Annotated in this window: 15 protein-coding genes and 4 pseudogenes; 7 read left to right on the forward strand and 12 right to left on the reverse strand. The window is 66.3% G+C overall.

The window, feature by feature from the left end:
- Positions 1-339 precede the first annotated feature (339 nt).
- Both ACWDZ7_RS38935 and ACWDZ7_RS38940 read left to right on the forward strand, forming a co-directional pair.
- On the forward strand, positions 340-708 hold the full coding sequence (locus ACWDZ7_RS38935) for a hypothetical protein (RefSeq protein ID WP_451803487.1): 369 nt from the start codon (positions 340-342) through the stop codon (positions 706-708).
- Entirely contained in the window at positions 705-1,376 is a 672-nt protein-coding gene (locus ACWDZ7_RS38940) for a nucleotidyl transferase AbiEii/AbiGii toxin family protein (protein WP_451803488.1), read from the forward strand. Before ACWDZ7_RS38935 ends, ACWDZ7_RS38940 begins: the two co-directional genes overlap by 4 nt.
- A gap of 55 nt (positions 1,377-1,431) precedes the next feature.
- On the opposite strand, the gene ACWDZ7_RS38945 is transcribed toward ACWDZ7_RS38940, so the two are convergent.
- The 4 genes from ACWDZ7_RS38945 to ACWDZ7_RS38960 form a co-directional block, all read right to left on the reverse strand.
- Positions 1,432-1,563: a hypothetical protein gene (locus tag ACWDZ7_RS38945; protein ID WP_451803489.1), complete on the reverse strand. Its 132-nt coding sequence runs from the start codon at positions 1,561-1,563 to the stop codon at positions 1,432-1,434.
- Positions 1,564-1,726: 163 nt separating this feature from the next.
- A complete protein-coding gene (locus ACWDZ7_RS38950; protein WP_451803490.1) occupies positions 1,727-2,101 on the reverse strand; it encodes an SCO4402 family protein in 375 nt (124 codons plus the stop codon).
- Positions 2,091-8,597: an RHS repeat-associated core domain-containing protein gene (locus tag ACWDZ7_RS38955; protein ID WP_451803491.1), complete on the reverse strand. Its 6,507-nt coding sequence runs from the start codon at positions 8,595-8,597 to the stop codon at positions 2,091-2,093. Before ACWDZ7_RS38955 ends, ACWDZ7_RS38950 begins: the two co-directional genes overlap by 11 nt.
- Positions 8,598-8,703: 106 nt before the next feature.
- On the reverse strand, positions 8,704-12,471 hold the full coding sequence (locus ACWDZ7_RS38960; RefSeq protein ID WP_451803492.1) for a LamG-like jellyroll fold domain-containing protein: 3,768 nt from the start codon (positions 12,469-12,471) through the stop codon (positions 8,704-8,706).
- A gap of 805 nt (positions 12,472-13,276) precedes the next feature.
- Between ACWDZ7_RS38960 and ACWDZ7_RS38965 the strand changes: the two genes are divergently transcribed.
- Positions 13,277-14,481, forward strand: a protein-coding gene (locus ACWDZ7_RS38965; protein ID WP_451803493.1) for an IS3 family transposase whose coding sequence is annotated in 2 segments (ribosomal slippage) — positions 13,277-13,568 and positions 13,568-14,481 — 1,206 coding nt in all. Because the reading frame shifts where the segments join, the coding sequence is not laid out codon by codon here.
- 29 nt (positions 14,482-14,510) lie between these two features.
- On the opposite strand, the pseudogene ACWDZ7_RS38970 reads toward ACWDZ7_RS38965, so the two are convergent.
- Positions 14,511-15,496 (reverse strand): annotated as a pseudogene (locus ACWDZ7_RS38970) (IS630 family transposase); the annotation flags it as partial.
- A 51-nt stretch (positions 15,497-15,547) separates the two neighbouring features.
- Positions 15,548-16,579 carry a hypothetical protein gene (locus ACWDZ7_RS38975; RefSeq protein WP_451803494.1) on the reverse strand — a complete coding sequence of 344 codons (1,032 nt, stop codon included), beginning with the start codon at positions 16,577-16,579 and terminating at the stop codon, positions 15,548-15,550.
- Positions 16,580-17,107: 528 nt separating this feature from the next.
- Here ACWDZ7_RS38975 and ACWDZ7_RS38980 point away from each other — a divergent pair.
- From ACWDZ7_RS38980 to ACWDZ7_RS38990, 3 genes are all read left to right on the forward strand, one after another.
- Complete coding sequence (locus ACWDZ7_RS38980) at positions 17,108-17,755, forward strand: sigma-70 family RNA polymerase sigma factor (protein WP_451803495.1); 648 nt, start codon at positions 17,108-17,110, stop codon at positions 17,753-17,755.
- The gene (locus ACWDZ7_RS38985; protein ID WP_451803496.1) at positions 17,752-18,411 is read left to right on the forward strand and encodes a hypothetical protein; all 660 of its coding nucleotides are present in this window, start codon (positions 17,752-17,754) and stop codon (positions 18,409-18,411) included. The genes ACWDZ7_RS38980 and ACWDZ7_RS38985 overlap by 4 nt, the downstream gene beginning before the upstream one ends.
- Positions 18,412-18,530: 119 nt before the next feature.
- A complete protein-coding gene (locus ACWDZ7_RS38990; protein ID WP_451803497.1) occupies positions 18,531-18,740 on the forward strand; it encodes a hypothetical protein in 210 nt (69 codons plus the stop codon).
- A 175-nt stretch (positions 18,741-18,915) separates the two neighbouring features.
- Here the strand turns inward: ACWDZ7_RS38990 and ACWDZ7_RS38995 are convergent, their stop codons facing one another.
- The 3 genes and pseudogenes from ACWDZ7_RS38995 to ACWDZ7_RS39005 all read right to left on the reverse strand — a co-directional run.
- A complete protein-coding gene (locus ACWDZ7_RS38995) occupies positions 18,916-19,359 on the reverse strand; it encodes a hypothetical protein (protein WP_451803498.1) in 444 nt (147 codons plus the stop codon).
- A gap of 45 nt (positions 19,360-19,404) precedes the next feature.
- Positions 19,405-19,659, reverse strand: coding sequence for a DUF7660 family protein (locus ACWDZ7_RS39000; RefSeq protein WP_451803499.1), 255 nt, complete (start codon positions 19,657-19,659; stop codon positions 19,405-19,407).
- A 533-nt stretch (positions 19,660-20,192) separates the two neighbouring features.
- Positions 20,193-20,367 (reverse strand): annotated as a pseudogene (locus ACWDZ7_RS39005) (integrase core domain-containing protein); the annotation flags it as partial.
- Positions 20,368-20,436: 69 nt separating this feature from the next.
- Here ACWDZ7_RS39005 and ACWDZ7_RS39010 point away from each other — a divergent pair.
- A protein-coding gene (locus ACWDZ7_RS39010) for an IS5 family transposase (RefSeq protein WP_451803511.1) occupies positions 20,437-21,254 on the forward strand; the annotation gives its coding sequence in 2 pieces (ribosomal slippage) (positions 20,437-20,766 and positions 20,769-21,254; 816 coding nt in all).
- A gap of 6 nt (positions 21,255-21,260) precedes the next feature.
- Here the strand turns inward: ACWDZ7_RS39010 and ACWDZ7_RS39015 are convergent.
- The 3 genes and pseudogenes from ACWDZ7_RS39015 to ACWDZ7_RS39025 form a co-directional block, all read right to left on the reverse strand.
- Positions 21,261-21,812: pseudogene (locus ACWDZ7_RS39015) on the reverse strand (transposase); the annotation flags it as partial.
- Between the two features lie 46 nt (positions 21,813-21,858).
- Positions 21,859-23,451 carry an ISL3 family transposase gene (locus ACWDZ7_RS39020; protein WP_451803500.1) on the reverse strand — a complete coding sequence of 531 codons (1,593 nt, stop codon included), beginning with the start codon at positions 23,449-23,451 and terminating at the stop codon, positions 21,859-21,861.
- Positions 23,452-23,511: 60 nt separating this feature from the next.
- Positions 23,512-24,049: pseudogene (locus ACWDZ7_RS39025) on the reverse strand (winged helix-turn-helix domain-containing protein); the annotation flags it as partial.
- Between the last annotated feature and the right edge of the window lie 283 nt (positions 24,050-24,332).

Below are 24,332 nucleotides of genomic sequence, written 5' to 3' on the forward strand. Positions count from 1 at the left end.
GAAGGCGTGCGGCCCCCTTGTGCTCAAGAACCAACCGAAGGGGACCGCCCCGCTTCCGTCCAGCCACCCACGCGCTGGGCGGAAGCGGCCCTCCCCGCGACGGCCCGCTGCCGACCAGTGACGAGATACGAAGAAGCCCGCGCTCACGGCCCGCCTACCCGAGTCCTGCAGAGGTGGTCGGAGACACCGACCCCACCGTCGCCTCCTGTCCCGTGGCAGGGCACCTGATATGCGCCTTGAGCCATCGCGACGCCTGGAATCTCCCGGCTTGCTCAAGCCGGTATTTCCGGGCGGGCACCTACGGTGACCACACGGGCATCTGCGGGAGATACTGGGGGCATGGCCGAGCAGTCCGTGTCTTTCCCCGTGCCGAACGCTTTCGACGTGCTGTGCGCGCAGTACACCCAGCGGCTTCCCGCACGCCTGGAGGACCTGGTCGGCCCCGCCCACGGCACCGTCGACCTGCCCCTGCACGTGGCCTGGTCAGGGCGCCGCTCCTACACCCTGGACCAGCCCCGCTCCCGGATGGGCCTGTACCGCACTGTCCTGGCCGAGGGACAGCGTCAGGACCTGATCAGCTTCCTCAACCGGGATCTTCTCCTCGCGCAATGGCCTGTGCTGCGCACGCTGATCAGCCGCCCGGCGCGCCACGCGTGGGAAGCCGCCTTCCCCGAGCTGGCTGACGCCCGGACCACGGCGGCCGCGTGAACCTGAGCGACCTGCGCCGCCGGCTCCTGGCCGACGTCCTGGCCATCGGCACGCCCTACCCCCTGGTCATCACCGGCGGCTACGCCGTCCAGGCCCACGGCCTGGTCGAGCGCCTCAGCCAGGACCTCGACGTCGCCACCGAGAACCCGGCGCCCATGGACGAGATCACCTCCACTGTCAGCAGCGGCCTCGCCGAGCGCGGCTGGAGGGTTCGGCAGATCGAGACCAGCCCGCTCTCCGGCCGACTGATCGCCGCCGACCCTGCCACGGGCGAGGAGTGCGAGGTCGACATCCTCAAGGAAGCCTTCTGGTCCCCGCCCACCGCGACCGAGCACGGCCCGGTCCTCGCCTTCGATGACATGATCGGCACCAAGGTCCGGGCGCTCGCCGACCGCGGCGCGGTCCGCGACCTCATCGACGTCCACGCCGCCTCCCGGCACCGCACCACCGCCGACCTGGAGATGCTCGGCCGCCGCCACGCCCGCTTCGAGTTCCACCTGCACGACCTCCGCGACCGCCTCGCCGGCGCCGAGTGGTGGGACGACCAGGACTTCACCGACTACGGCCTGAGCTGTGACCAGGTGACCGAGCTACGCGCCTGGGCCTTGCTGTGGGCAAGCGACCTCGATACCCGGCTCCACGCCGAACAGGACCCGGACGACAACTAATCCGGCCTGCAAGTATCGGCTCTCAGACCGCCACGACGCGCGAAACTTCCCCTGCTCACCCTGCGGGCTCGTACTCCACCGTCTCCTGCCCGCACCCGGCGGCCAGCTTCCTCAGGGCCTGCCGCTCGGCCTTGTCGACGGCCAGGCCCCAGCGGAGCTTGGTCGCCACCCACTGGGTGGCGGCCAAGCTCCGCTGGCACCTCACCGCTGACAAGGACGAGGTTACCGCCTGGCACGAACTCGCCGACAACTGCGGCCATCAGAAAATCGAAGACCCCGCCATGTCGGACGCCCAGAACTGACCGTGCTCAAAACGAAAGCCGACAATTCGCCAACAGGCCCGGGTCCATTTAAGGACATGTATGCCTGCTCATGATGCGCAAGGCTTCACGAGCCGTGTCTACGACCGCGCCCCAAGAAGGCGACCGAATCACCGCTACATCCGACGACGCTGACACTGACACCGCCTCATCCAAAGCTACCCCCAAGGCCAACATCGCCGCCGCTTCACCCTCATCGAAAAGCGTGAAACCAATCTTCCCTTCCGGCTCAGACAAAACTCCAGAGTCGTCGAAGAAATCCAGTACTTCATCGAGTCCAGAACTACTACTGGCTCGATTTACCCAGTTCGCTTCTTGCCATCCACGATCAGCCAACTTGCCAAGCCAATCGGTTAGCATTTCGCGAATCCAAGGCGTCTGAAGATCTACATCTTTACGGGGCATTCCAACTCCCCCATGTCTGCCACTCACTGAGCGGAACATGCGCCTCGATCGGATACTCCTGAATTTTCGCATTGGGAGGTAGCAACTGCCCACCTTTACCTACAATTCTACCCTTCGAGTTGATCACAACGTGATCAACTCGCTGGGTGCCATGTGGCGAGTTCGGGTCTCCTCGATCAATGCGGACACTATCCTGCCCCTTTGGGGCCCGCCACACAAAACCTTCCTTATCTGGGTTTCGCTTGTACTTTCTGGTCATTTGGGGCGCCCCCCACCCGCTCGGGATCTTGCCACTCCCGTAAGGGAACCACCCGGGACCATGTGGGCGACCCGGCTTACCGGGCTTACCCGTGGCACCAGCCTTAGCGCCAAAGATCGCCGCCAAGGCACCAGGCACTAGGTACTCGTTACTTCCAATGTCGTAACCCTTACTGGCGACCCATTTGTCGTAATCTTCGCCGTAGGTGCAGTTGTCTACGTCTCGGCAGTCACTGTCGACGAGTGCGCCAAAGTATTCGGACGTGTGGACGAGGTTGCTGAAGAGCCCCAGGAGGAATGTGTCTCCTGCTTTGGAATCCGCAGGTCCGGGGCGGGCGGACTGCGCCGGCACACAGATCTTTCCAGTCCAGTCGCAAGAGAATTTCGGACTGCCACCTGATCCTCCGGTGCGCCCGGAGGAGGAGGTGGGAGCGGTCCCCCCGCCACCGCCACCGCCACCGCCGTATCCGCTTCCGCCATTAGCTTCGTGGCCGTCGTTCCCATGCTTGGGGCAGGCAGGGTCGCTGCCGCCACACTTCAAGCCAAGGCCACTGGGGTCAGCGTTGGTCAGCGGGTTTTGCGCTCCGTAGCTGTAACCGTTGAGGGTCTGGTGGATCTCGGTTTGCAGGAGCGGGTCGACGCTCATGAACTGCCCGGTGCCCGGGTCGTATTCGCGGGCGCCGACGTGGGTCAGGCCGGTTGCGGTGTCTGCCGGTTTGCCGAGGAAGGCCTTGTCGTCGGGCCAGTTGGTGGTCTTCTCGCCGCGGGAGGCGCCGAAGGGCGTGGTGTAGCGCTTGGTGGTGGCGTAGGTGGTGGCGTCCAGGGCGAGGCTGGCTGTGCCGTGGTGGTCGGCGGCCAGGAAGCTGAGCTTCGTCCCTGATGTGCCGGCCGTCGCCGTGCGGACGGCGATGGTCTGGCCGTTGGCCGTGTAGTAGCGGCTGCCGGAGAGGGCCTTGGCGGTTCCCTTCGCCGTGAGGCGGACTTCAGTTGCCCCGAGGTAAAGGACGGTATCGCCGTCGCCCTTGGCGCGGCGGATGAGGAGTTCGCCGTCTGCGTCGTACAGGTAGTCCGTCTGGGCCGGGCCCTCTGTCGTCCGGGCGAGTTTGCCCTCGGTGTTCCAGGCGAGGGTCTGCTGAGCGCTGCCGTCGGGGCGGGAGGTGGTATTGCCGGTCTTGTCGTAGGCGTAAGTCTGGGTCTTTCCGCCCGTCTCAGTCTTGACCAGCGGGTGGGGCTGGTTCAGGTCGGTGCGGTAGGTGTAATCGGTGGTCTTGTCGCCGGAACTGGCGTGCTGGGTCTCGGTTTTTCGCTGGCCAGCCTGGTTGTAGGTGTAGCTGGTCCAGTACGGGGCCGCGCCGTCGATGTTGGAGGCGGTGCGGCCCGCGTTCGCACAGTCGGCGGTCTTGGGGGTCCAGGCTTCGGTGAGGCGGCGGTGGCCGTCATAGGCGAAGCACTGATAGTCGGACTTGGCAGTGCCGCCCTGGGTGGTGGCATCGAAAATGGAAGTAACGTTGCCGGCGTCGTCCTGGGTGTACTTCAGTTCCTGCGGCATGTAGCCGTGGACGTCGTCAGTGACGTAGGAGCGGGTCAGGCGGCGGGTGCCCGCTTCGTAGTCGTAGTTGAGGTAGGCCTTCTTTGCCGTGCTGGCATCGCTCATGCCCAGTGTCTGTTGACGCAGGTCGCCTTGCGGGGAGTACACGGCGTTCTGGAGGTAGCCGTTGGTGCCCACTGACTTGAGCTGCTGGCCGGTGGCGTTGTACGTGTATCCGATCGTCTCGGCTGCCAGGCCTGCCACCGCGGGCTGGGAGGCCTGGCTGATGGTGCCGTCCAGGCGGTAGCCGGTGGTGAAGGAGAATGTCTTGGGTACGCCCGCCTTCACGAGCGGGTCGTCCTCGGGCAGTGTCAGCTGGCTGCCCATGACCTGGTAGAGGCTGTCGTACTGGGTGACCTTCTGGGTGTATGCCTTGCCGGTCGCGCCGCCGTCGTAGCGGACGGCCGTGTCCTGCTGTCCCTTGGCGAGGGAGTCGAAGGTCCAGGCAGCGAGCTGGTTGGCATCCGTCTTGTCGGTCTGCCACAGGCCCGTCTTGCGGTTCAGGTCGTCGTACTCGGTGAGGAGCTTCTTGTCTTCCTCGTCTGTAGTAGTGGTGGGCCGGTCGAGGGAGTCGTAGGTGGTGCGGGTCGTGCCCTTGTCCGGGTCGTTCGCAGCGACCTGGCGCCCGAACAGATCGTAGCTGTAGGACCACTTGACGTCGTCAGGACCAGTGAGAGTCTTCTGCTGGCCTGAGGGCGTGTAGGTGTAGTCGGTGGTGGTGAAGTCGGTACCGGTGGGCTGCGGGCCGCCGTATTCGCGGCGCTGTGTCAGCTGGCCCAGGGCGTTGGTGACTTGGGCGGTGGCCTGGCCGCCGGTGGGGGCACTGGTGGTCACCGTGTCGCCGGTGTGGGTGCTGTGAGTGGTCCAGCGGGTGACGCCGTAGTTCTTGGTGACCGCCTTGGTGGCGCGGCCCGCGCCGTCGTAGGTGGTGTCGGTCTGGGCGGGGGCCTGGCTGCCCTCGGTCTGCACGACAGTGGCGGACGGCGGCGAGGTGTTGTCCCAGATGTCGCCCTGCGTGCTGACGGCCAGGCCTCGGTTGTCATAGAGCGTCAGCGACACGAGCCGGCCGCCGACCGGGCTCGGGGTCTGGGTCTGGCGGGTGCGCAGCAGGGAGTCGTAGAACTCGTAGGTGGTGTTGTAGCCGGAGCCGTCGCCCTTGAGTGTGCCGGTGGACACCCAGGAAAGGTTCTTGCTGGTGACCTTGTAGTCGTAGATGTAGTTGGGGGTCTTGTTCAGTGCCTTGGAGCGGTTGGGCAGCCAGACCTTGGTGACACGGCCCAGGCTGTCGTACTCGGTCTCGGTGACCTTGTTGTTGGGGTCGGTGATCTTCACCGGCGCGCCGGTCGCGAAGTCGAGGGTGGTGGTGGCCTTGTGCTGCTTGGCGTTGGTGACGCTGCTGGAGGTCAGCGGGCCGGCAGCGGTCGGCGTGTAGGTGGTGGTCGCGGTGGTCAGGTCGTTGGTGTCCTGGACCACAAGGGGGCGGCCCAGGGTGTCGTAGCTGGTGGTGGCGGTCTTTTGCCAGGTGGGGGCATTGTCGGTGGTGTAGGCCTTGGCGCGGCCGGTCCAGGTCGCCTCACCCACCGTCGGCTTCTGGGCGGCCGACCAGGTGGTGGCCTGCGGGTTGTCGTACACGGTTGCCGTGTCGGTGATCACGTCGCCGGGCTTGTCGGAGTCGGCCGGCAGGTCAAGGTTCGCGTCGGTGACTGCGCAGGTCTTGGCGACGGTGCGGGTGCGGGATACCAGCGAGTTGATGCTGACGCCTTTGTCGTCGTTGCGGGCGTACCAGGTGCGGGTGCAGGTCTCGTCGCCCGGGATCGCGTCGTCGCCGTTGTCCTCGACGGTTTCGGCCATGCCGTAGTCGTCGTAGGTGGTCTTGGTGGTGCGGATCCGGTCACGGGGTGTCGCGGTGGTGGTGATGTGGGTGCGGGCGTGGCTGGCAGCGGTGCGGACGTAGTAGGCCTCGGTGTCCGCGTACGACTTGTGCTGGGTGGCTGTCCGTTTCGACCAGGGGTCGTTGATGGTGCCGGAGACCTCCGCATCACCGTTGTAGGTGACGCTCTCGCGGGTGAAGCCGGCGTACTGGTCGGAGTCGGTGATGTCGGCTGCCTTGATGCCGGTCACCTTGACGCTCTTGCGTTTGTCCGGGTCGGGTGTCTTGCCGTCCGTGCCGAGGACGCGGTCGCCGTGCATGCCGCGCAGGTAGACGCTGACTTCTTTGAGCTGGGCGCTGTCTTTGTCACCGGTGAGGTGGGTGACCTTGCCGTAGCCGCGCCAGATCGACCAGGTGCGTTCCTTGGCGGGGGTCATCGGGTCGTCGTTGTAGTGCCAGGCGCCGCCGCCGGAGTACTGGTAGGTGTGTTGGACGGCTTCCGATCCGCCTCGTGGATCGGTGGTGGAGACCGCGGTGACCGGGTATTTGTGGAACCAGTCCAGGATCGGGGTCTTCTCGCCGTTGGGCGACCAATGCACCGGGTAGCAGCGCCGGGTGTTCTCATCCACCTTGGGCTTGGTCTGCCCGGCCACGCAGTCCGCCGCGGCGTAGGAGACGATCGTCTGTGCGCCGGCTTCGGCGGTGACCGTACGAAGGCGGGGCTTGTCCAGGGACAGGATGTCGTCGCTCGCGCCGTCGACCCGGTTGGGCAGGAAGGCGTGGGTGAACTTCACCGGGTCCAGGGCGAGGTCGGTGCCGCGCTTTCCGGTGTGCTTGATCTCGTCCAGCCAGAGGGACTGGTCGGTGGTGTCGCCGGTGTCGCCCGGGTCGAGGTAGAGCTGCTTGAGCTCCCATGCGTCCACCGCGGCGTAGGCAGGAGTCGCTGCGGCTGCGTTCCAGGCGTAGGTGGTGATGCCGGTCATGCGTTTGCGGGTGAAGAAGGAGGGGCCGACGTTGCCGGTGCACTTGTCGTCGTCCTTGCAGACGGTGTCGTAGGGCACGTCGGGCCAGTTGTCTCGCTTGTCCTCAGTCAGCGCGTCACAGCCGGTGCCGGTGGCCAAGCAACGCTCGGCGTAGGTGAAGGCGACCTTGTTGGAGGCGGCCGGCTTGGCGGAGAACAGGGCGTTTGTGCGCTGGCCGTAGCGGATTTCCTTGAGGTAGCCGCCGCGGGTGTAGTCGGTGCCGGTGGTGTCGTCGCCGAGCTTGTCGTAGTTGTTGTGCTCGGCTGCGTACCAGTACGTCATGGCGTTGGCGTGGGTGTCCTGGACCAGGTCGAGGTTCCACCGCCAGGCCTGCTTCTTGTCCCGGCCGGAGAAGGACGAGCCGTCCTTGTAACCAGGTTCGCCCTCGTCGTCGCCGAAAACCGGCACCGTCCACACCGACTCTGCGCGCTCATCGGCGCCTGCGCCTTCCAGCTTGTTCAGGCCGAAGGTGTAGGTGGTGCCCTCCCCTGTGGTGACGGTCCAGTACTCGCCGTCGTCGTCGCCGTTGTCGGCGCCGGTGAGGCGGGTGACGGTGGAGGCGTCATCGTTCTTCAGGCGCCACTTGCCGCTGGTGTCGTCCTTGACCAGCTCGGTGGCCTGACCGTTGAGGACCAGGGAGGCGTTGTCGTACTTCCAGCACAGGTCGTACTTCTTGTCCTGGCCGTCATCCTCACAGGAGCCGTACTTGCGCTCGATGTAGGAGGAGGTGAGGTCGAAGCCCTCACCGATCGCGGTGCCCTGGTTGTTGGTGGAGGCGGTACGCCCGTCCACGCTGCCGGAGTCGTAGGAAATCGACAGGTCCGGCTTCGGGCCCGCCGCGGCGGGCGGCGTGCGCAGGGGATAGGACCAGGTGAAGGATCCTGAGGAGCCGCCGGCCTCCCAGGTGGAGGAGGAGGCCAGCGGGGTGGCCTTGTAGTCGCCGGAGCCGGACTTGGTTCCTGCCGCCAGGGCCAGCACCATCGTCCGCTCTCCGGCCCCGCCGCTCTTGGCCGTGGCGGGGAAGGTGAGCGGTGCGGTGAGCTGCTCGTCCTTGCGGTGGTTGGTGAATTCCAGCGGAGTGCGGGTGCGACAAGCGGCCTTGGCCGGGGCGTTCAGGGCGCAGTCGGGCAGACGCAGAAGCTGCAGGCGGCCGGCCCAGTCACCGCCGTAGGCGGCGGCGAAGGCCTTGTAGCTGAGCCCGAGTTGCGCCGCGCCCCCGTTTTTGGGGCCTGTGACGGTGAGCGCGATGCCCTTGATGCCGAGCTTCTTGGCTGCTTGCTGGTCCAGAACACGGACCTGGACCGTGTCGGCGGCGGGTATCTGCTTGTTGTTCTTGGTCTGCTGGGGTGCGGCGAGGGTGAGCGGGAGGGCCCCGGGGTTCGCCGTCGCTCTCCCTGATGCGGGCAGGGTCAGGGTGGCTTTGCCGCTTTTAGGCCAGGTGACGGTGCGGCGCTGTTCGGCGCGGGCGCGCTGGGCCGCGGCTTTGTCTGCCGCGGCGGACTTCGCCACTGCCTTCGCCGTGTTCTTGTTCACCTTCGCGGTGAACGGGGTGACCTTGGATGCACGCGGTGCGTCCAGTTTGGGTCTGCCCAGCGGGTCGGTGCCGGCGGCGGACGCGACCGGGCTCAGCAGACCCGGCAGCAGGGCGAAGCCGGTCACCGCCGCGATCCGCCGCGTTTGAAGCGCAGCCGGGGTCCGGGGTCGCGCGGGTCTGTGGGGGCCGCGCGTCCAGGGCAGGCCGAGGGCAGGCAGGTTCATCACGCATCTCCTTGGGTGCGGCCACCCGTGGTCCGGTGGCCGCACGCCGTCGAAAGAAGGTCAGCAAGAAGGCAGGAGGCAGAGCAGCAAGGGGCTCAGCGAGCGTCTAGGGCGAGAACTCGGCGATCTGGCTGCTCACCTGTCCCCAGGCCATCGCCCCGGTCCACACCCGCAACTTCGCCAGGTCACCGGGCAGGTAGTGCCCGGTTGTGCCCTTCGCTGATCCGCGGCCCGCTGAGAGGGTGGTGCCGCCCTGTTGCGGTGTGCCGAGCCCGGGGTCTTCTTCGCCTTGCTGGATGAATGGGCCGACATACAGCTGGGCGCGGCCGAACTGCTGCTCGCCTTGGTCATCGGTGAAGTCCACCCCGGCGTCGAAAACGCCCGTCACGTCCACCCAGGTATCCCATTCCGTGTCGCCGATCGGCTCCTGGGCCGGGGCGAGCGCGGAGTCGATCACCTTGCCGTTCGCGTCCACGGCGGTGCGGCCGAACGTCCACAGGTAATTGTCGTCGGCCGCCTTCTCCACCCACAGCGCCCAGGAGGATTCCTTGCCCACCGGTGTGGACTGGCCGGCGACCAAGCCGCGGTATCCGACGGGTTTGGCCGCCAGCAGCGCCTTGTTCAGCCGTACCCGTGCGGAGACCGTGAACGAGCCGGTCTCATCGACCACCGGGCCATCGCCCGAGGCGTAGCCGGAGGTGCCGTTCAGCACCAGGGCTGTCGCGTCGTCCCCGCTCAAACTGGCCCCCGAGCCCGACAGGACCAGGCCGCCGCGGCGGTAGGGGAAGGTGGTGCTGGCCGGATCGTCAGGATCTTCCGGGCTCTCTGTGACCTGGTTGCCGGAGGAGATGGTGGCATCCCAGTGGGCGACCAGCTCGTTGGCCGGCAGGCCCGCGTTCTCCAGCCGGCCTTCCTCGCGAATGAGTTCGGGGGACAGGGCGTCTTGCCAGGTGGCGATCTCATCGATGCGGCCATGGAAGTACTCGCCGTAGCTGCCGCCGACCTTGGAGCGGCCGACCATCAGGTTCCGGTCCGCCGTCCACGGCTCGTACGAGGTTGCCTCATCCGCCAGGACCACCGGGGCGCCCTGGGGCCGCCCGTTGACGTAGAGCTGGATGGTGTCGTTCCTCTTGTCGCCGTCCTTTTGGGCATTGAAGACCGCGGCCAGGTGGGTCCATACCTTCAGCGGGGGGTTGGCCGTATCGGCCATGGAGCGGATGTAGGTGGGGCCGTTCTTGTCCTGGTCGGTGCGGTTGAACACCCATCTTTTGTGCGTGGCCGAGTAGTAGAGGGTGAACGCCGAGCCCTGCTCCCCCGGGGCTGCCAGCACGGTGCGGTTGGCGGAGGCATCGGTGAGGTAGGCCCAGGCCGACACGGTGAAGGAGTCCTGCGAGTTGACCGGCACCCCGTCGGTCGAGGCGTAGCCGACCTGCTGGTCGGGCTCGCTGAGGTTGTCATTCAGACGCAGCGCATAGTCTCCTGGGCCGCGCCGGCCCATGGTCGACCAGCCGGTGCCCGCCTCGTCACGCATGACCACATCGTGGCGGGCGCCGGTTTCACCGGTGTCCTTGGCGGTCATCAGGGCAGAGCCCGGGGCGCCGTCGTCGAAGTGCCAGCGTCCGGTCGACCCGGCGGCGAGGCCGGTTTTGAAAGTGAATTCGGCCGGCGGCCCCCAGCGTTTGCGGCCGTCCTTGTCCAGCTTCAGGTCACTGGCCTCCACCGCGAGGGTCTGGGTGCCCGGCAGTCCGGGCTTGACGTTGTTCACGGTCACCGAGGCGTTGGTCGTGACCGCGTTCACCGTCTTCGTCGCGTCCGCGTCCGAGGTCAGCAGCCGCCAGCGGTAGGCCTTCACGTCCTTGTCGGCCGTGTTCGGTTTGAAGGTGAAACTGCCCGGCTGGCCCGGTCCGCCATGGGGCGCGCAGGCGTTGGCCGTGCATTCGGTGTAGGGAGCGCCGGTGATGATGGTCGGCGGCTTGGGTGCGGTGGAGTCGATGCGCAGGTAGCACCAGGACGAGTACGGCGAGAACAGGTCCCCGTCTCTGCCGTTGTACTTCCAGTGCGACTGAGTGCGGGCCTTGAACCGGTACAGACCGCCATCGGCCCGCTTGTCAGTGGTCACGTTCTCCAGTGTGCCGTCCGGGACCCAGCCAGATGATGGTTTGTAGGCGCTCCATACGTTCGACCAGCTGCCCGATGTGGTGTCGGTGCTGGAGCGCTGCATGACGAACTCGGCCTGCAGGTATCCCTCTTCTTCGCCCTGGTGCTGCTCGACCTTGGTCTGCACCCGGGCCTGCACGGTGGGGGTTTCCCTCGTCACCGTCAGCGGCGACGAGGAGGGACGACAGTGCGCCTTGGTGCCCGTGCCCGGGATCGCGCCGACCGAGGTGGGCACACCAGGCTTGTGGACGTACCAGACCTTGAGTTCGGCGTTGGAGTCGAACCGCTTCCACGCTCTCGGCTCGCTCTCGTCCTTGGCGCGCAGCATCAGCGTCAGCCGCGGGAACTTGCCGTCCGCGAGCGCCCGCACCGTGGACGTGAGGTTCTCGTCCTCCTCATCCGGGTTGTCGTTGAACTCCACCCAGGAGTTGGGCTGGTCGGGACTGCACAGATCCCCGCGGCCTGCGGAGATGTAGCGGTCGCCCATCTGGTTCAGCTGCTTGGGACCCGGCCAGCGGGTGCCCTCGGAAATGTTGTCGGTGCGCTCCAGGTCGACCCAGTGCGGGGTGCAGTTGAACGACCACGTCTCATAGGCGCGGAACGTCGCGTCCAGGACATGCTTGCCGGACAGCTTGGAGGCACCGAACTCGAAGTACATACGGTCCGTGTAGCCGCTGGTGCTGCAGTAATAGCCGTCCGCGATACCGCAGCGGCCCACACCCTTGGGCTCGCTGAACTTCCAGAACTTGTCACCGTCCGAGGACAGCTTCGTCCACTCCGACTTGCCCAGCCCCACCGCGGGGTCGATATAGACCGGATAGACCGTGTCCTTACCGCGCAGCAGATCCAGGTCGGGGGCGACGGAGACCGCGCCGGCACCGACCGTGACGGGAAGCTCAGCGCTAACGTCGCCCTCGCCCGGCTGGACCGGGCTCTGGGTGGCCTCTTGTTCGGGCTGCGGAGCGGGGGCCTGTTCGAGCCGGGCCGCCGCAGTCTTCTTCGCCAAGCGGGACTGCGCCTGCGGTGTCTGGGCGGCGTTGCCTGCGGAGTCCCACATCTGGCCGGCAGGACCGCGGAAAACAGCGTTGCCGTCGCCGTCCACGGCGCGCAGACCACCCCCTTCGCCGGGGGTCAGACTCAGCCCCTCCCCTCGGGCGGTGAGCCTGATCTTCTCCAGTTCGGGGCTGGCCGCCGCCTCCGCGGTCTTGACGGCCAGCACCTCGCGGTAGCCCTCGGCTGTCGCTGTCAGCTGCAGATCCACGCCCTTGATCGGCACATCCGCGTACGTGGCGGTCGCACCGTCAAGCGATGGCGTGGGCAAAGCGGTGGGCCAGCCCAGTCGCAGCCCCTGGCCCTCGTGGCCCAGCCGCAGCATCTGTGCACCACTGCCGCCGCCGGAGAAGGAAAGGTCCACCACGGCCGCCTTCGGCCCGACCCTCCCATCGGAGCGCTTCTCCAACGTGACGTCGATGCCCCGCCAGCCGCCCTCCGCGGTCCGGGCACGCTGGGGCTCGGTTGCCTGGGTGATGACGAACGTGCCATCCGGATTCGCCAGCGTCGTCGTGTACTCGGTGCGCTCGGAGGTCACCTCGACCGGCTCCCCCGACGCCACCGCCCGCTCGGACGCGGACTGTTCACCCAGCCCGCCGACCGGGGCCTTCGCGAGCGCAGGGCCAGCAGCCCCATGCGCCACGGAAGGCAGTAACGACAGCAGCATCGCCGCTGTCACCGTCCCGATCACAGCACGTGTTCGTCTTCGTGCACCGACGTCACGGTGTCCGCGCTCCAGCCCCACAGTCCCCACCCCAGAGTCACAAGTCCTTCACAGACCGTGTGAGTCAACGCGCTGCAGTTCCCGACGTCAATGTGAACTGGAACACAATACTCGGTCCCGGCGCGGCTGCGAGCAGGCGAAATAGCCATAGGCGACCGACTTGCACCCTGTAGACGGTGAGGGGTGAGCGCCACTCATCGTAACCAGCTGGAAGCGCGGACCACGCACAATTCGCCAACCCTGGCGGTCGATCGAGCAAGGGATCGCACAGTGGGCACGTGCGAAATTCACGGGCATTGCTGGCCGTTCCCGGACGCAGAGCCGCCAGAACAGCAACCCGACACATGGTCTGCACCAATCAGAACTGGCCACCTCCAAGACCCCCCTGCAGAGTGATCACCCAACGTGAGGACCCGCGCCGCCTCAGCTCTTCAGCACAACCACCCTGACGCAGACCAACAAAAATTCTTCGTCAGACCAGGCCCCTGAACCGCGAGCACCCTCTCCCCTGATCGCCACTCAGCAGCGCCGACGCGCCCGCAACCACGCTGCCCCAGAGCTAGTGTCCTGCGCCGGAGATCCGTCGGCAGAAGCGGGCGAGTGAGTCGAGGATCTCCTGGGCTGTTTTGGTCCAGATGAAGGGCTTGGGGTCTTGGTTCCAGTCTTTGACCCAGGCCCGGATGGGCCTTGACCCCTGATGTTGGACACACGAGACACTGGATCCTGAGGATCTGAGAACGGACATCTCGTGGTCATGAAGCATTACCCGCCGGAGTTCAAGGCGGACGCGGTCGCGCTCTACGAGTCGCGGCCGGAGGCGACGATCAGGTCGGTCGCCGCCGATCTGGGGATCAATCCGGAGACCCTGCGGAACTGGGTGAGGGCTGCCGGAGCAAGCCGTCCGCGGGGACACCGGACGCCGGAGGCGGCCCAGCCGCCGGAACCGCTGGAGGCGGAGAACGCGGCCTTGCGGAAGAAGGTCCGCGAGCTGGAGGAGGAACGCGAGATCCTGCGGAAGGCGGCGAAATATTTCGCCGGGGAGACGCGCTGGTGAACCGCTTCCGGTGCGTCGCTGACCTGCAGCGCCGCTACGGCGTGAAGCGGCTCTGCAGCGTCCTTGGCGCCAGCCGCTCGAGCTTCTACTACTGGCGCCGGACAGCCGCCGCCCGGGCCGCCCGGCGGGCGGCCGAGGCACAACTGGCCGTCCGGATACGGGCGGTGCACCAGGAGTCGGACAATACTTACGGAGCGCCGAGGATCACCGCCGAGCTCCAGGAGACGATCGGTGAGGCGGTCAACCACAAGCGGGTCGCCAGGATCATGCGGGAGTCCGGGATCGAAGGGGTGCGGTTGCGCCGCCGGCACCGCACCACCGTCCCTGATCCGGCTGCGGTAGAGGCTCCGGATCTGATCCGCCGCGACTTCACCGCGGGAAGGCCGAACACGAAGTACGTCGGCGATATCACTTACCTGCCCATCGACGGTGGGAAGTTCTGCTACCTGGCGACCGTCATCGACCTCGCCTCGCGCCGTCTGGCCGGGTGGGCGATCGCCGACCACATGCGCGCGGATCTCGTGACCGACGCCCTGGCCGCGGCCGTCCGCACCCGCGGAAGTCTCGCGGGATCGATCATGCACACTGACCACGGAGCCCAGTACACGAGCAGGGCCTTCGCCGAAGCCTGCAGGTCAGCAGGGGTCCAGCAGAGCATGTCCGCAGTCGGCTCCAGCGCGGACAACGCACTCGCCGAGTCCTTCAACGCGACCTTCAAACGCGAGACCCTGCAAGGACGAAAGAGCTGGCCAGGCGAGCGCGAGGCCCGACTCGACGCGTTCAGATGGCTCCACCGCTACAACACCCGACGCCGACACTCCCGCCTCGGACAACGACCACCAATCGCCTTCGAAAACACCTTCCACCTCACACCAACTACGCTCACACCAGCCGCATAACCCGTGTTCAGGATTCGGGGTCAAGGCCCGATGTCGGCTTCCAAGTTCTGGATGTTCTTGTGTGCGCCGCGGCGGATCATCTGGTGGGCCAGGTAGCCGAACCAGCGCTCGACCTGGTTGATCCAGGAGGAACCAGTCGGCGTGAAGCGCAGCTCGAAGCGCGGGTGTTTGGCCAGCCAGGCCTTGACCGCAGGAGTTTTGTGGGTGCCGTAGTTGTCCACGATCAGATGGACTTGCAGGTGGGCGGGCACTTCCTTGTCGATCCGGATCAGGAACTTCTTGAACTCCGCGGCCCGGTGCCGGCGGTGCAGGGAGGTGATGACTTCACCGGTGGCGACATCGAACGCGGCGAACAAGGTGGTCAGGCCGTTGCACACGTAGTCGTGGGTGCGCCGCTCGGGCAGCCCGGCATCATCGGCGGCACCGGCTGAGACCGGTCCAGGGCCTGGAACTGCGACTTCTCATCCACCGACAGCACCACCGCACCCTCGGGCGAGTTGAAATACAGACCCACCACGTCGTAGACCTTCTCCACGAACAGCGGGTCCGTCGACAGCTTGAAGGTGTCCGCCAGGTGCGGCTTGAGCTGGAACTGCCTCCAGATCCGGCCCACGCCCGACTTCGACAGGCCGCTGTGCCGGGCCATCGACGTACGCGACCAGTGGGTGGCGTTCTCCGGCAGCTGTTCCAGGGTGCTGACCACGACTGCTTCGACCTGGTCGACGCTGATGGTGGGCGGCCGGCCGGGCCGGGGCTCGTCGACCAGGCCATCCAGCCGCTCGGCGAGAAACCGTCGCCGCCATTTACGGACCGTGTCCGCGCTCGCCCGCAGATCCCGGGCGACCACGACAATCGGCGGCACCTCAGGTCCCGCACACGCCAGCACAATCCGAGCGCGTAAGGCCAGAGCCTGGGCCGAGGTTGCCCGACGCGTCCACCGCTCCAACTCCGCCTGTTCTTCAGCGGACAGCAGGAGCGGTTCCAGGCTTGGGGCCCCGACGAGGAACTGACGCACCAGCAGCAGAAGTCATGTACCAACTAACGACCAACTACTGACGCAAGGACACTAGGGTGCGGGCGGCAGTTGCAGGTCGGTGCAGTTGTGCCGCTCGGCCGCGCGCTCGGCGAACGCGGCCAACGCGGCATGCGCGAAGGACGGATTATCGGACGTCGCGCTCTTCGGGCTGATCTGGAACAGCGCGCGCGGCCCGTCCCCCGGACAGTCGGCACTCGCCCAGAAGAACTCCTCGGTCTTCCCACCACTGCCGGCCAGCTTCGCGTTCAGTCCGCTGTGCAGGCTGTCGTTGCGCTCACGCAGGGCGTAGGGGCCGAACGAGGCTTCCAGGCGATAGCCGTCATCGGTTTCCGTGTCGTCCAAGAAGCACATCGCGGTGGGTGCGAACTGATCTGCGGGGGTCTCCGTGACTGTGTCGATCTGCTTGTTGCGCGTCCAGGGCAGCCCGGCGCACGTGCCGTTGGCCTTCGCCGGAATTGAGGAGTCTGACACCGGGTTGACGACCTGCGCACGGGTGCCCGGCTTGCTCTCGCAGCCCCAACGATCGGCGGCTCTAACGGCAGTCGCGGTGGTCAGCTGGGCCACCCTGCGGCTCACGCTCTTGTTGGGCTCCTCCGAGGTGAGCTGCACGGTGGCGGTGATCGTCCTGTCTTGGTTGGTGCACGGAAGAATGACCGAGGTGTTCACGCCGTCGGTGAAGCCCCGCCAGCCCCCGCCCATCGGTGTGGGGAGCGCCTCTGCGCGCAGCCGCGGAAGGTAGAACTTCAGGTCGATGGCGGCGCTGTTGGGGATGCGTGCGGCGGTGACGACGATGTCCATGCCTGCGACCCAGCAGAAGTCGTACCCCTGCTTGGGCGTGCCCTCCTGAACGTCGTGGGGCAGTCCCGCGGCCGGGTCGGACGGGAGGCCCGTGAAGGCCACAGTCTCCTCGTACGGCAGCACGCCACCGCAGTACGACTCGAGCTTGTCTTCGTAACGCAAGCGTTTCCCGGTGTCGCTCAAGCGATACCAGCCGTAGCCGCCGAGCAGCGCCAGCACCACCGCCAGCGCGCCGACCCATGCCCAGCGACGAATTCCCCGCATCCGCTGCCCCTTCCCCCGTGATCGATCAGTCGCCGCACCCTACTCTCCGCCTGCCATGCACCCCACAGGTGCCGCCTGGGTGATCTTTTTCAGCGTGGGCGGCGGACCGGCCGGTGCCCCGTGAGGCCGTGACGGTTGGCGGGCTTGAGGTTCATCACTCCTGCCGTATTGGGTGCGCAGGATGAGCGCTCAGTGTGGGGGTTGTGTGTGGCCGCTGTCCGGCTTCGCCCAACTCCGTTGTGACGAACGCCACTTGTTGGAGGGGAACCGTTCGCATGCCTGTGAACGACGGTTCACCATTGCTGCTCAGTGCGCCTTTCTGCACTGGTGTGCCCCAATCGTGAACACGTACCGCAGCGACCCATGGGCGCAGGGTCATATTTTTCCGTACCGCGTTGAGTGAGGGGGCTCGATTCTCGACAGGGTGGTCACTAGAGCCACCCCGGCTCACCGGTGAGCGCCCAGGTGGGACAGGCGCCACCAACCTCCAGACGTACAGGGACGTGTGATGACCACTGTGAGGCCCGCGTGACCAATGACGATCACGCGCTGACGGACGCGGTCGGTATCCCCCGCCAGGGCCGCCCCGACCCGGCCGCGGCACCCCGCACAGGACTGCCCCTCGACTACGAGGGCTTCTACCTGGCGCAGCAGGAGTTTTTCCACGCTTTCGCCGAGCTCCATCTCGGCCACCGCAGCGCCGCCGAACGCGTCGTGCACGACGTGTTCCTGGAGATACTGGCGACCTGGGACGAACTGCTGACCGAGGCCGACCTGGAGCAGCGCGCGATGGCTGTCCTGAGCCGTCATGTCCGCGAGCGCCTGGAGCTGGAGAAGCGGCCGCCGGCGTTTGTTATCAACGCGCCGATATCGCGCAATCTCGCCGCGATCCGCGCCGAGATGGAGCTGGCGCCCAGCAACGCGGGACTGTACGAGGCAATGCTGCAGCTACAAACGCGTCAGTACAACGCGGTCGTGCTCAAGTACGTCCTCAACTACCCCTCCAAGCGCATCGCCCGCTACATGGGCCTGGACTCGCGCACCGTGGACTACCACATCCGCAAGGGCCGCGACCGCCTGCGCGTCCTGCTGAACCTGCCCGCCGCCGACGGGGACCGCCGCAACAAGGCAGCCCTCATCAACGAAGAACACCAAGGAGAAGTGGGGGAACGATGAGGACGCTCGATGACATGCTCGCCGACGCTGCCATGCCGGTGAACACGCCCATCACGTTCGACGTCGGCGCCGCGCTCAGGAAGCTGGCCGTCGACGCCGGCCGCGCCAAACCCACCACGGACACCCGGCATGCCGCCCAGGCCGGGCAGCGCCTGACGGTGATCGCCCGGTGGATCCTCAGCGCACCGCACGCGGCCCACCACGTCGACCAGCTCGCCCAGGGCGACCCGGAGCGGCCCGTGGAGGAGGACACCCTCGACGTCGAGGGCGCCGCGGTGTTCGCCGCCCTCCTTCACCTGACCGGACAGCACTTGGAATCCGCACAGTTCTGGTGGCAGCTGGCCGCGGGTGCCGGCCACCGCGCCTCCGCATACTGCCTCCACCTTCACCACACCTCTCTGGGCGAGCAGCGCGAAGCCGCCCACTGGCTGCACCAGGTCCTCTACGACCTCGGAGACAGACTCGACGACGGCTTCTTCGACACGGTCGAGGCGATCGCCCGCTACCTCTATCCCCGCCCCGACAGCGCCGCGCCGCTCACCGGCGGCCTGGAGATGGAAGTCGACCGGCTCGCCGACGACGGGAGCCCCTGCGTGATCGTGCCCCGCCCCGACCGGCGCCTGGCCCAGGCCCTGCGCGAGCACAGCCGCCCCTGAACCCGGACAGCAGCAAGGAGCCCCGTCACGCGCCCCCGGTTTCCTAGGCCAACGGGACGCAGGGCTCCTCGCATCGCACGACATCCCCCGCCACACCCAAGCGACGAAGGACATCCCTCATGAAGACTAGCCGCTGGCGCCGCGCTCTACACCATGTCCGCAACACCGCCGCCCCTGTCGGCCGCGCGCTCGCCCGCCGCGGCCGCCGCCTCCGCGGCTGGGCACGCGCCCGCCGCCGTACCGCACTCAGCCAGCTGCTGCGCGGCATCTGCTTCGGCAGCGGCAGCGGGCTGATCACCCTCATCGTCTTCTGGCTCACCCACCGCTGACACACCCGGACTACACAGGCCCGACGCGTTTCGGGTGGCCCGTGAAGGCGGCGGTTCCGAATTCGGCACGGGCCAGTAGACCGGCTAAGGGTTGTCTCGCCAGTGTCGGATGAGTCGACAGTCTTTGTCCTGGCCTGGTGCTTCTGTGGGCGGAGGCCATCCGCCCACAGGGGCATCACACCGGCCAGAACTGCAGCAGGAACCGCTCCACCCCCTTAGGTACGCCTTGTTGGGCGAGGCAAGTGACTTTTCCCTGCCCCACTACGTGAGCCCGCAGCCGCCACCGTCGGCCCGCCACACCAAGGTCGACCTCATGCTCGTCCGGGCCGCCGGCCGTGTGGAACTTCAGATGCCCCGAGGCAGAGTCCAACTCCGCTTCCCCCGTCCCCTCCCAAGGCGCACTGTGATCCGGCGCGGGCGGTGAGTCCCAGACTTCGACCGTGAACGCGGCCTCATGGGTGTGACCGCCCGTCCTGATGTCCACCCGCCCGTGCTCTCCTACGACCAACCCTCGCTCACCCTCAGGCCAGTCATCGATGATGTCCTCGTCGGCATCCTGCAGCCAGAGCAAGTACCGCTCAACCAGGACCGCGAACTGCTCACGATGGACCAACGCCACGCTGCCTCCCCCTACTTGCGCCACTGCTCCGACGGCGAGGCCATGTCACTCGTAGATCCGGCCCGCCATGACCATCTGCGCCACCAAGTTCCAGCTCGGGCTGTCCGGTACGGGCTCACCCCGGTTGACGCACCCCTGAGGCATGGCTTGCAACCAGGCGCCCCAGGCCTCCAGGAAGTCTGCCAGTGTCACGTTCTCCCAGGCCGACTCATTATCAGACAGGTCTGCAACAGCTTCCTGGAGAAACCTGGCCAGGGCCTCTCGACTGTCCACATCCTGCGCCATCTCGAAGAGGTCCAACTATCTTCCCCTGACCGAGGGACACACACGATCTGTGCCCTGAGAGGACTCAAGCGCATTGCTCTTTGGAAGCACCGGCTCGCCTCTTCCCTTGCCGTCGCGCCCCCACCCTTGTGGAGCGAGCAGGGAACCACGTCGCTGGCGCCGGGAGACTCCTACGTCTTCGCCACGGGCCGGGTGCCCGGCCAACGCGCCCACGCCATCCTCCTGGAAACCACACCGGCTTCCTTCACGAGCCTTACCGCTCCGATCGGGCCGCGAGCCGCCGGTGAGGAAGCAGTGAACCGGACGGTGGCCGAGTACTGGACGTGGGCCGTTGACCACGAACGTGACGTCGCCTCTGGCTGATCCCCACGGAAGGGGAAATACCGCGGTTCTCGCGGTGGCCCTGCACAACCGGTGTTCGGCAGGAGGCCTTGTCAGTCGAGACACTGCTACCTCGGCAAAGCGTTGCCCATGGATCATCTAGGGCGCGGATGGAAGTTGCAGGTCGGTGCAGTTGTACCGCTCGGCCGCGCGCTCAGCGAACGCGGCTAATGCGGCATACGCGGTTCGGGTGGATGGTCGAACGTGACGCGGTAGCCGGCCCCGGTGGTCCGGCTGACGGGCGGTCGACCGCCGAGTGCTGTGTGAGGTCGTTCGTGGTTGTAGTAAGTTCCTGAAGTCCGCGAGAGCGGCCCGCAGGTGTGCTCGTCTGCTCGTTCCGGGCGGCCTTACTGGCTCTAACAAAAGCTGCTGATCATGAAACGTTGGGCCGTTCTGCTCGTAGGTCTGGGTATGGGAAAGCGTCAGTCGCGGCCGTGGGTCGTGTCGGATGAACTGTGGTCGCTGATCGAGCCGTTGCTGCCCCTGCCGGCGCCGAAGCTGGTTGAGGGCAGACCGCGGGTGCCGGACCGGCAGGCCCTGTGCGGGATCCTGTTCGTTCTGCACACCGGTATCCAGTGGGAGTACCTGCCCCAGGAGTTGGGCTTCGGCTCGGGCATGACCTGCCGGCGTCGTCTGGCGGCCTGGAACGAGGCCGGCGTCTGGGAACAGCTGCATGTGCTGTTGCTGGAGAGGCTGCGGTCGAAGAACCAGCTGGACTGGGAGCGGGCGGTGATCGACTCCTCGCACGTCCGGGCCGCTCCGCGAGGCCCAAAAGCGGGCCCAGCCCGGTCGACCGCGCACGGCCGGGCAGCAAGCACCACCTCATCGTCGACGGCCAGGGCATCCCGCTCGCAGTGTCGCTGACCGGCGGAAACCGCAATGACGTCACCCAGCTGCTGCCCTTGCTCGACAAGATCCCGGCCGTCGCGGGCCGGGTCGGCCGACCGCGTCGGCGCCCGGATGCGCTGCTGGCCGACCGCGGCTACGACCACGACATCTACCGGCGGCAGCTGTGGCAGCGCGGCATCCGGCCCGTGATCGCACGTCGGGGCGAACCGCACGGCACTGGCCTGGGTATCTTCCGCTACGTTGTCGAGCGCACCATCGCCTGGCTCCACGGCTTTCGCCGCCTGCGCATCCGCTGGGAAAGACGCGACGACATCCACGAAGCATTCCTCGGACTTGCCGTCTGCTTGATCACCTACCGCCACGTTCAACGGCTTTGTTAGGGACAGTTACTGACCTTGTTGGCGTGATGTCGTCAAGGTGAGGCCGGTTTCGGCGAGGCATCCGTCGATGAGGTTGCTGCGGTACTGGATCTGGCGGAGACCGTGTCGAAGCGTGCTCATGAGGTGGTCGGGGTCGGTGAACGCGGTGTTGGCCTGGCTGCTGCGTCGAAGTAGTGACCAGATGCCCTCGACGGGGTTGAGGTCGGGTGCGTAGGCCGGCAGGAAGTAGCAGGTGATCCAGTCTTGGGTGTCGATGAACTCCCGCAGCCGACGGTCTTTGTGCACGTTCAAGTTGTCCCAGATGAGCACAATCGGTCTGCCGAGCTGCTGGTGGGCGGCGGTCAGTAGGTCGCGATAGTCGGTCCAGGTGAAGCTGCGTCTGCCGCCCCGTTTGTGGTCGCCGTGCCGCTTGGGCCGGTAGATCAGGCGTGAGCGTTCGCCCTGCTTGTAGCAGGCCAGAGCGGCAATGGAGATGCGGCGCTGGGAGCGTCCCCGCACCCGAAGGGTGGGTGTGTGGCCACGTCTGGCCCAGGTGCGTGCGCGGTGCGACGTCATCGAGAGGCTCTGCCAAGATTTCCGTGAGAGGTGACATTGGGTCACTTGCTCAAGCGAGCAGTACCCGCTTCCGGAGCAGCGTGAAGCTGGCTCGTCCGTACATCTGACGCTTGAGCATCTTGATCCGATTTACGTGTCCTTCGACGGGCCCAGAACTCCAGGAGAGAGTCAGTCCAGCAACGACAGCTTTCTCGTCACGCCGTAATCCGTCAGCCAGGGCGACCATTGTGGGAAGCCCGCTGGAACTGATGGCACTGAGCCATTCTTTAAGGTTCTCGCCGGACAGATTGCAGAGCATGCGGGCGAAGGTATGGACGTGGTCGCGGACAGTTGCCAACTCCGGGCAGCGGTGCAGGGCTTCATCGAGTTGTTGTTTCTCTGTCGGGTTCAAACGGTCTGGATGCCACATGATCCAGTTGGTCACCTGTTGCGGCTTGAGGACGGGTATTGGTGAACGGATCGATCCCAGAGATGTCCGAAGGGGATGCAGGTAGTGCCGAACTGCTTGTGCAGTACGCCCTGGGTAGCCTAGCTCGCATATTTCGCGATACAGGAGTGAGGCGTTGGTGCAGCCTTCGTTCCAACGGCGAATGAGATAAGGCTTGTAGTCGTCCAGTGGTGTTGTGCGCATCGCCCCGTCGATGAGTCCATCCGGTACCTCTGCGCGGGCATAGCGCCGTGCTGTTGACCGGCCCATTCCAAGTTCCCGGCTGATATCGCTGATTGAACGGCCCCGTGCGAACAGTCGCTGAACCTCTCGGTGGCGTTGACGGGTTCGAGTCGCGAGCCACTTCTCACGGCCGGTGTCAGGGTCGACCGTGGATGGAGGAGCGGTGGCCAAGCGTCTGGTAGAGGGGGCGGTCAGCGCCGGTGGGACGAGGCAGGCGCGGTGGGCGATGACGGTTCTCTCGACAGCGTGCGCGAGGTTGTCCCATAAATGCCAGCGATCAGCTACTTGTAATGCTTGAGGCGCACCCGCTTTCGCCGCTTCAGCGTAGCCGCCGGCCCGGTCCCTGCAGATTATTTCGACACCCGGATGCTCGGACAGCCAACTGGCTACCAGTTCTTTCTCCCGCCCTGGCAGCAGATCCACGACCTCGTGACTTTCGGCGTTGACCAGGACGGTCCCGTACTTCCTGCCGCGTTTGGTCGCGAAATCGTCTACCCCCAAAACCCTTGGCTCCAGCAAGGGAGGATCAGGCAATGCAATCACCATGTTGAGCAAGGTGGTTCGGCTGACGGTGACGTGGAGTGCCGCTGCCAGTCTGGCGCCGGCCCGGCCGGCGAGGGCCAAGGCTATTTCATGAAGCATCGCAGCCAGTGTGGAAGTACGCCGTCCGTAAGGAACAGTCAGGCCGTCAATCTGTTCAGTAAAGGACCGGCGTCTGCACTCAACTGCATCGCAGTAAAGTCGGCGCACGGATAGTTGAACAACCACGGAGCGTTCGCCTATGGGAGCATCATCCAGGCTTCGTTGATACCAGCTGTGCACACGAACGGAATTCGCACCGCAGTCTGGACATGGACGCGCAACTTCACGGGCACGCGCATCGACCCGTACTACGCACCCGACCAACGACACCCGCCCCACCAGCACCGCAGCCAGATGCGGGAACAGCACACGAAGCAAGTTGTCGCACACACTCGACGATGCCAGCGAAGTGACCCAATGTCACCTCTCACGGAAATGTTGGCAGAGCCCATCGAGAAGCCTGCTTCGTCTTCGAAGCAGAGCCAGGCCCCGAGCGCCGCCACGGCGTTCCCACCTGGGGCCAGGTCTCCTTCACCCAGCCGGTGACGGCTTGTTCATCGCGCTCGGTCGCGCGGCGGGCCGGGACCTGGTGGCTGAAGCCGTGCCGGTGCAGCATCTGCGCGATGGCCGACAGCGTCATGCTCTTGTGGAACCGGCGCCCGATCAGCGTCTTGATCCGCGCCAGCGTCCAGGTCTGATCCGGCCAGCCGTGCGCGACCGGCCCCTTGGCCAGTTCCTGGTCAAGCACCTCGAACAGTGCCTCACTCAGCCTGGGCCTGGACGCCGGCCCCTTCGACTCCAGAGCCGGTGTTCCGCCGTGCTCCCATGCCTGATGCCACCGCTGTACCGATCGCACGCTGACACGTAACTGCCCAGCAACGGCGGCATTGTCGTGTCCGAGGGCGAATAACTCGGCCGCCTGCATCCGGATGTGCTCACGAAACACCCGTCGCTCCGAGGTCAGCCCACCCCCTTGCGGATACCTCATATGACCGGCCTACTGCGAAAACCAAGACCTGTCAGCCCCCGCGACATCACGCCAACAAGGTCAGTAACGCGCTACCCACTTCGTGCTGTGTCCCTCAACGCACGGGGCGGATCATCACCGTCAGGCAGGGTTCCGCGGGTGAGGGCTGGCTATGACCTATGTCCTTCTACCCTCACGACCGGTGGAGCCCGTGTGCCTTGCCCTCCCCGGCCGCCTCGATGACCATGAGCGTGACGTACTGCTCATCCCGACGCCGCCTACGACGCCGAGGGCACCGCGCTGG

Source organism: Streptomyces sp. NPDC003032 (assembly GCF_053591415.1).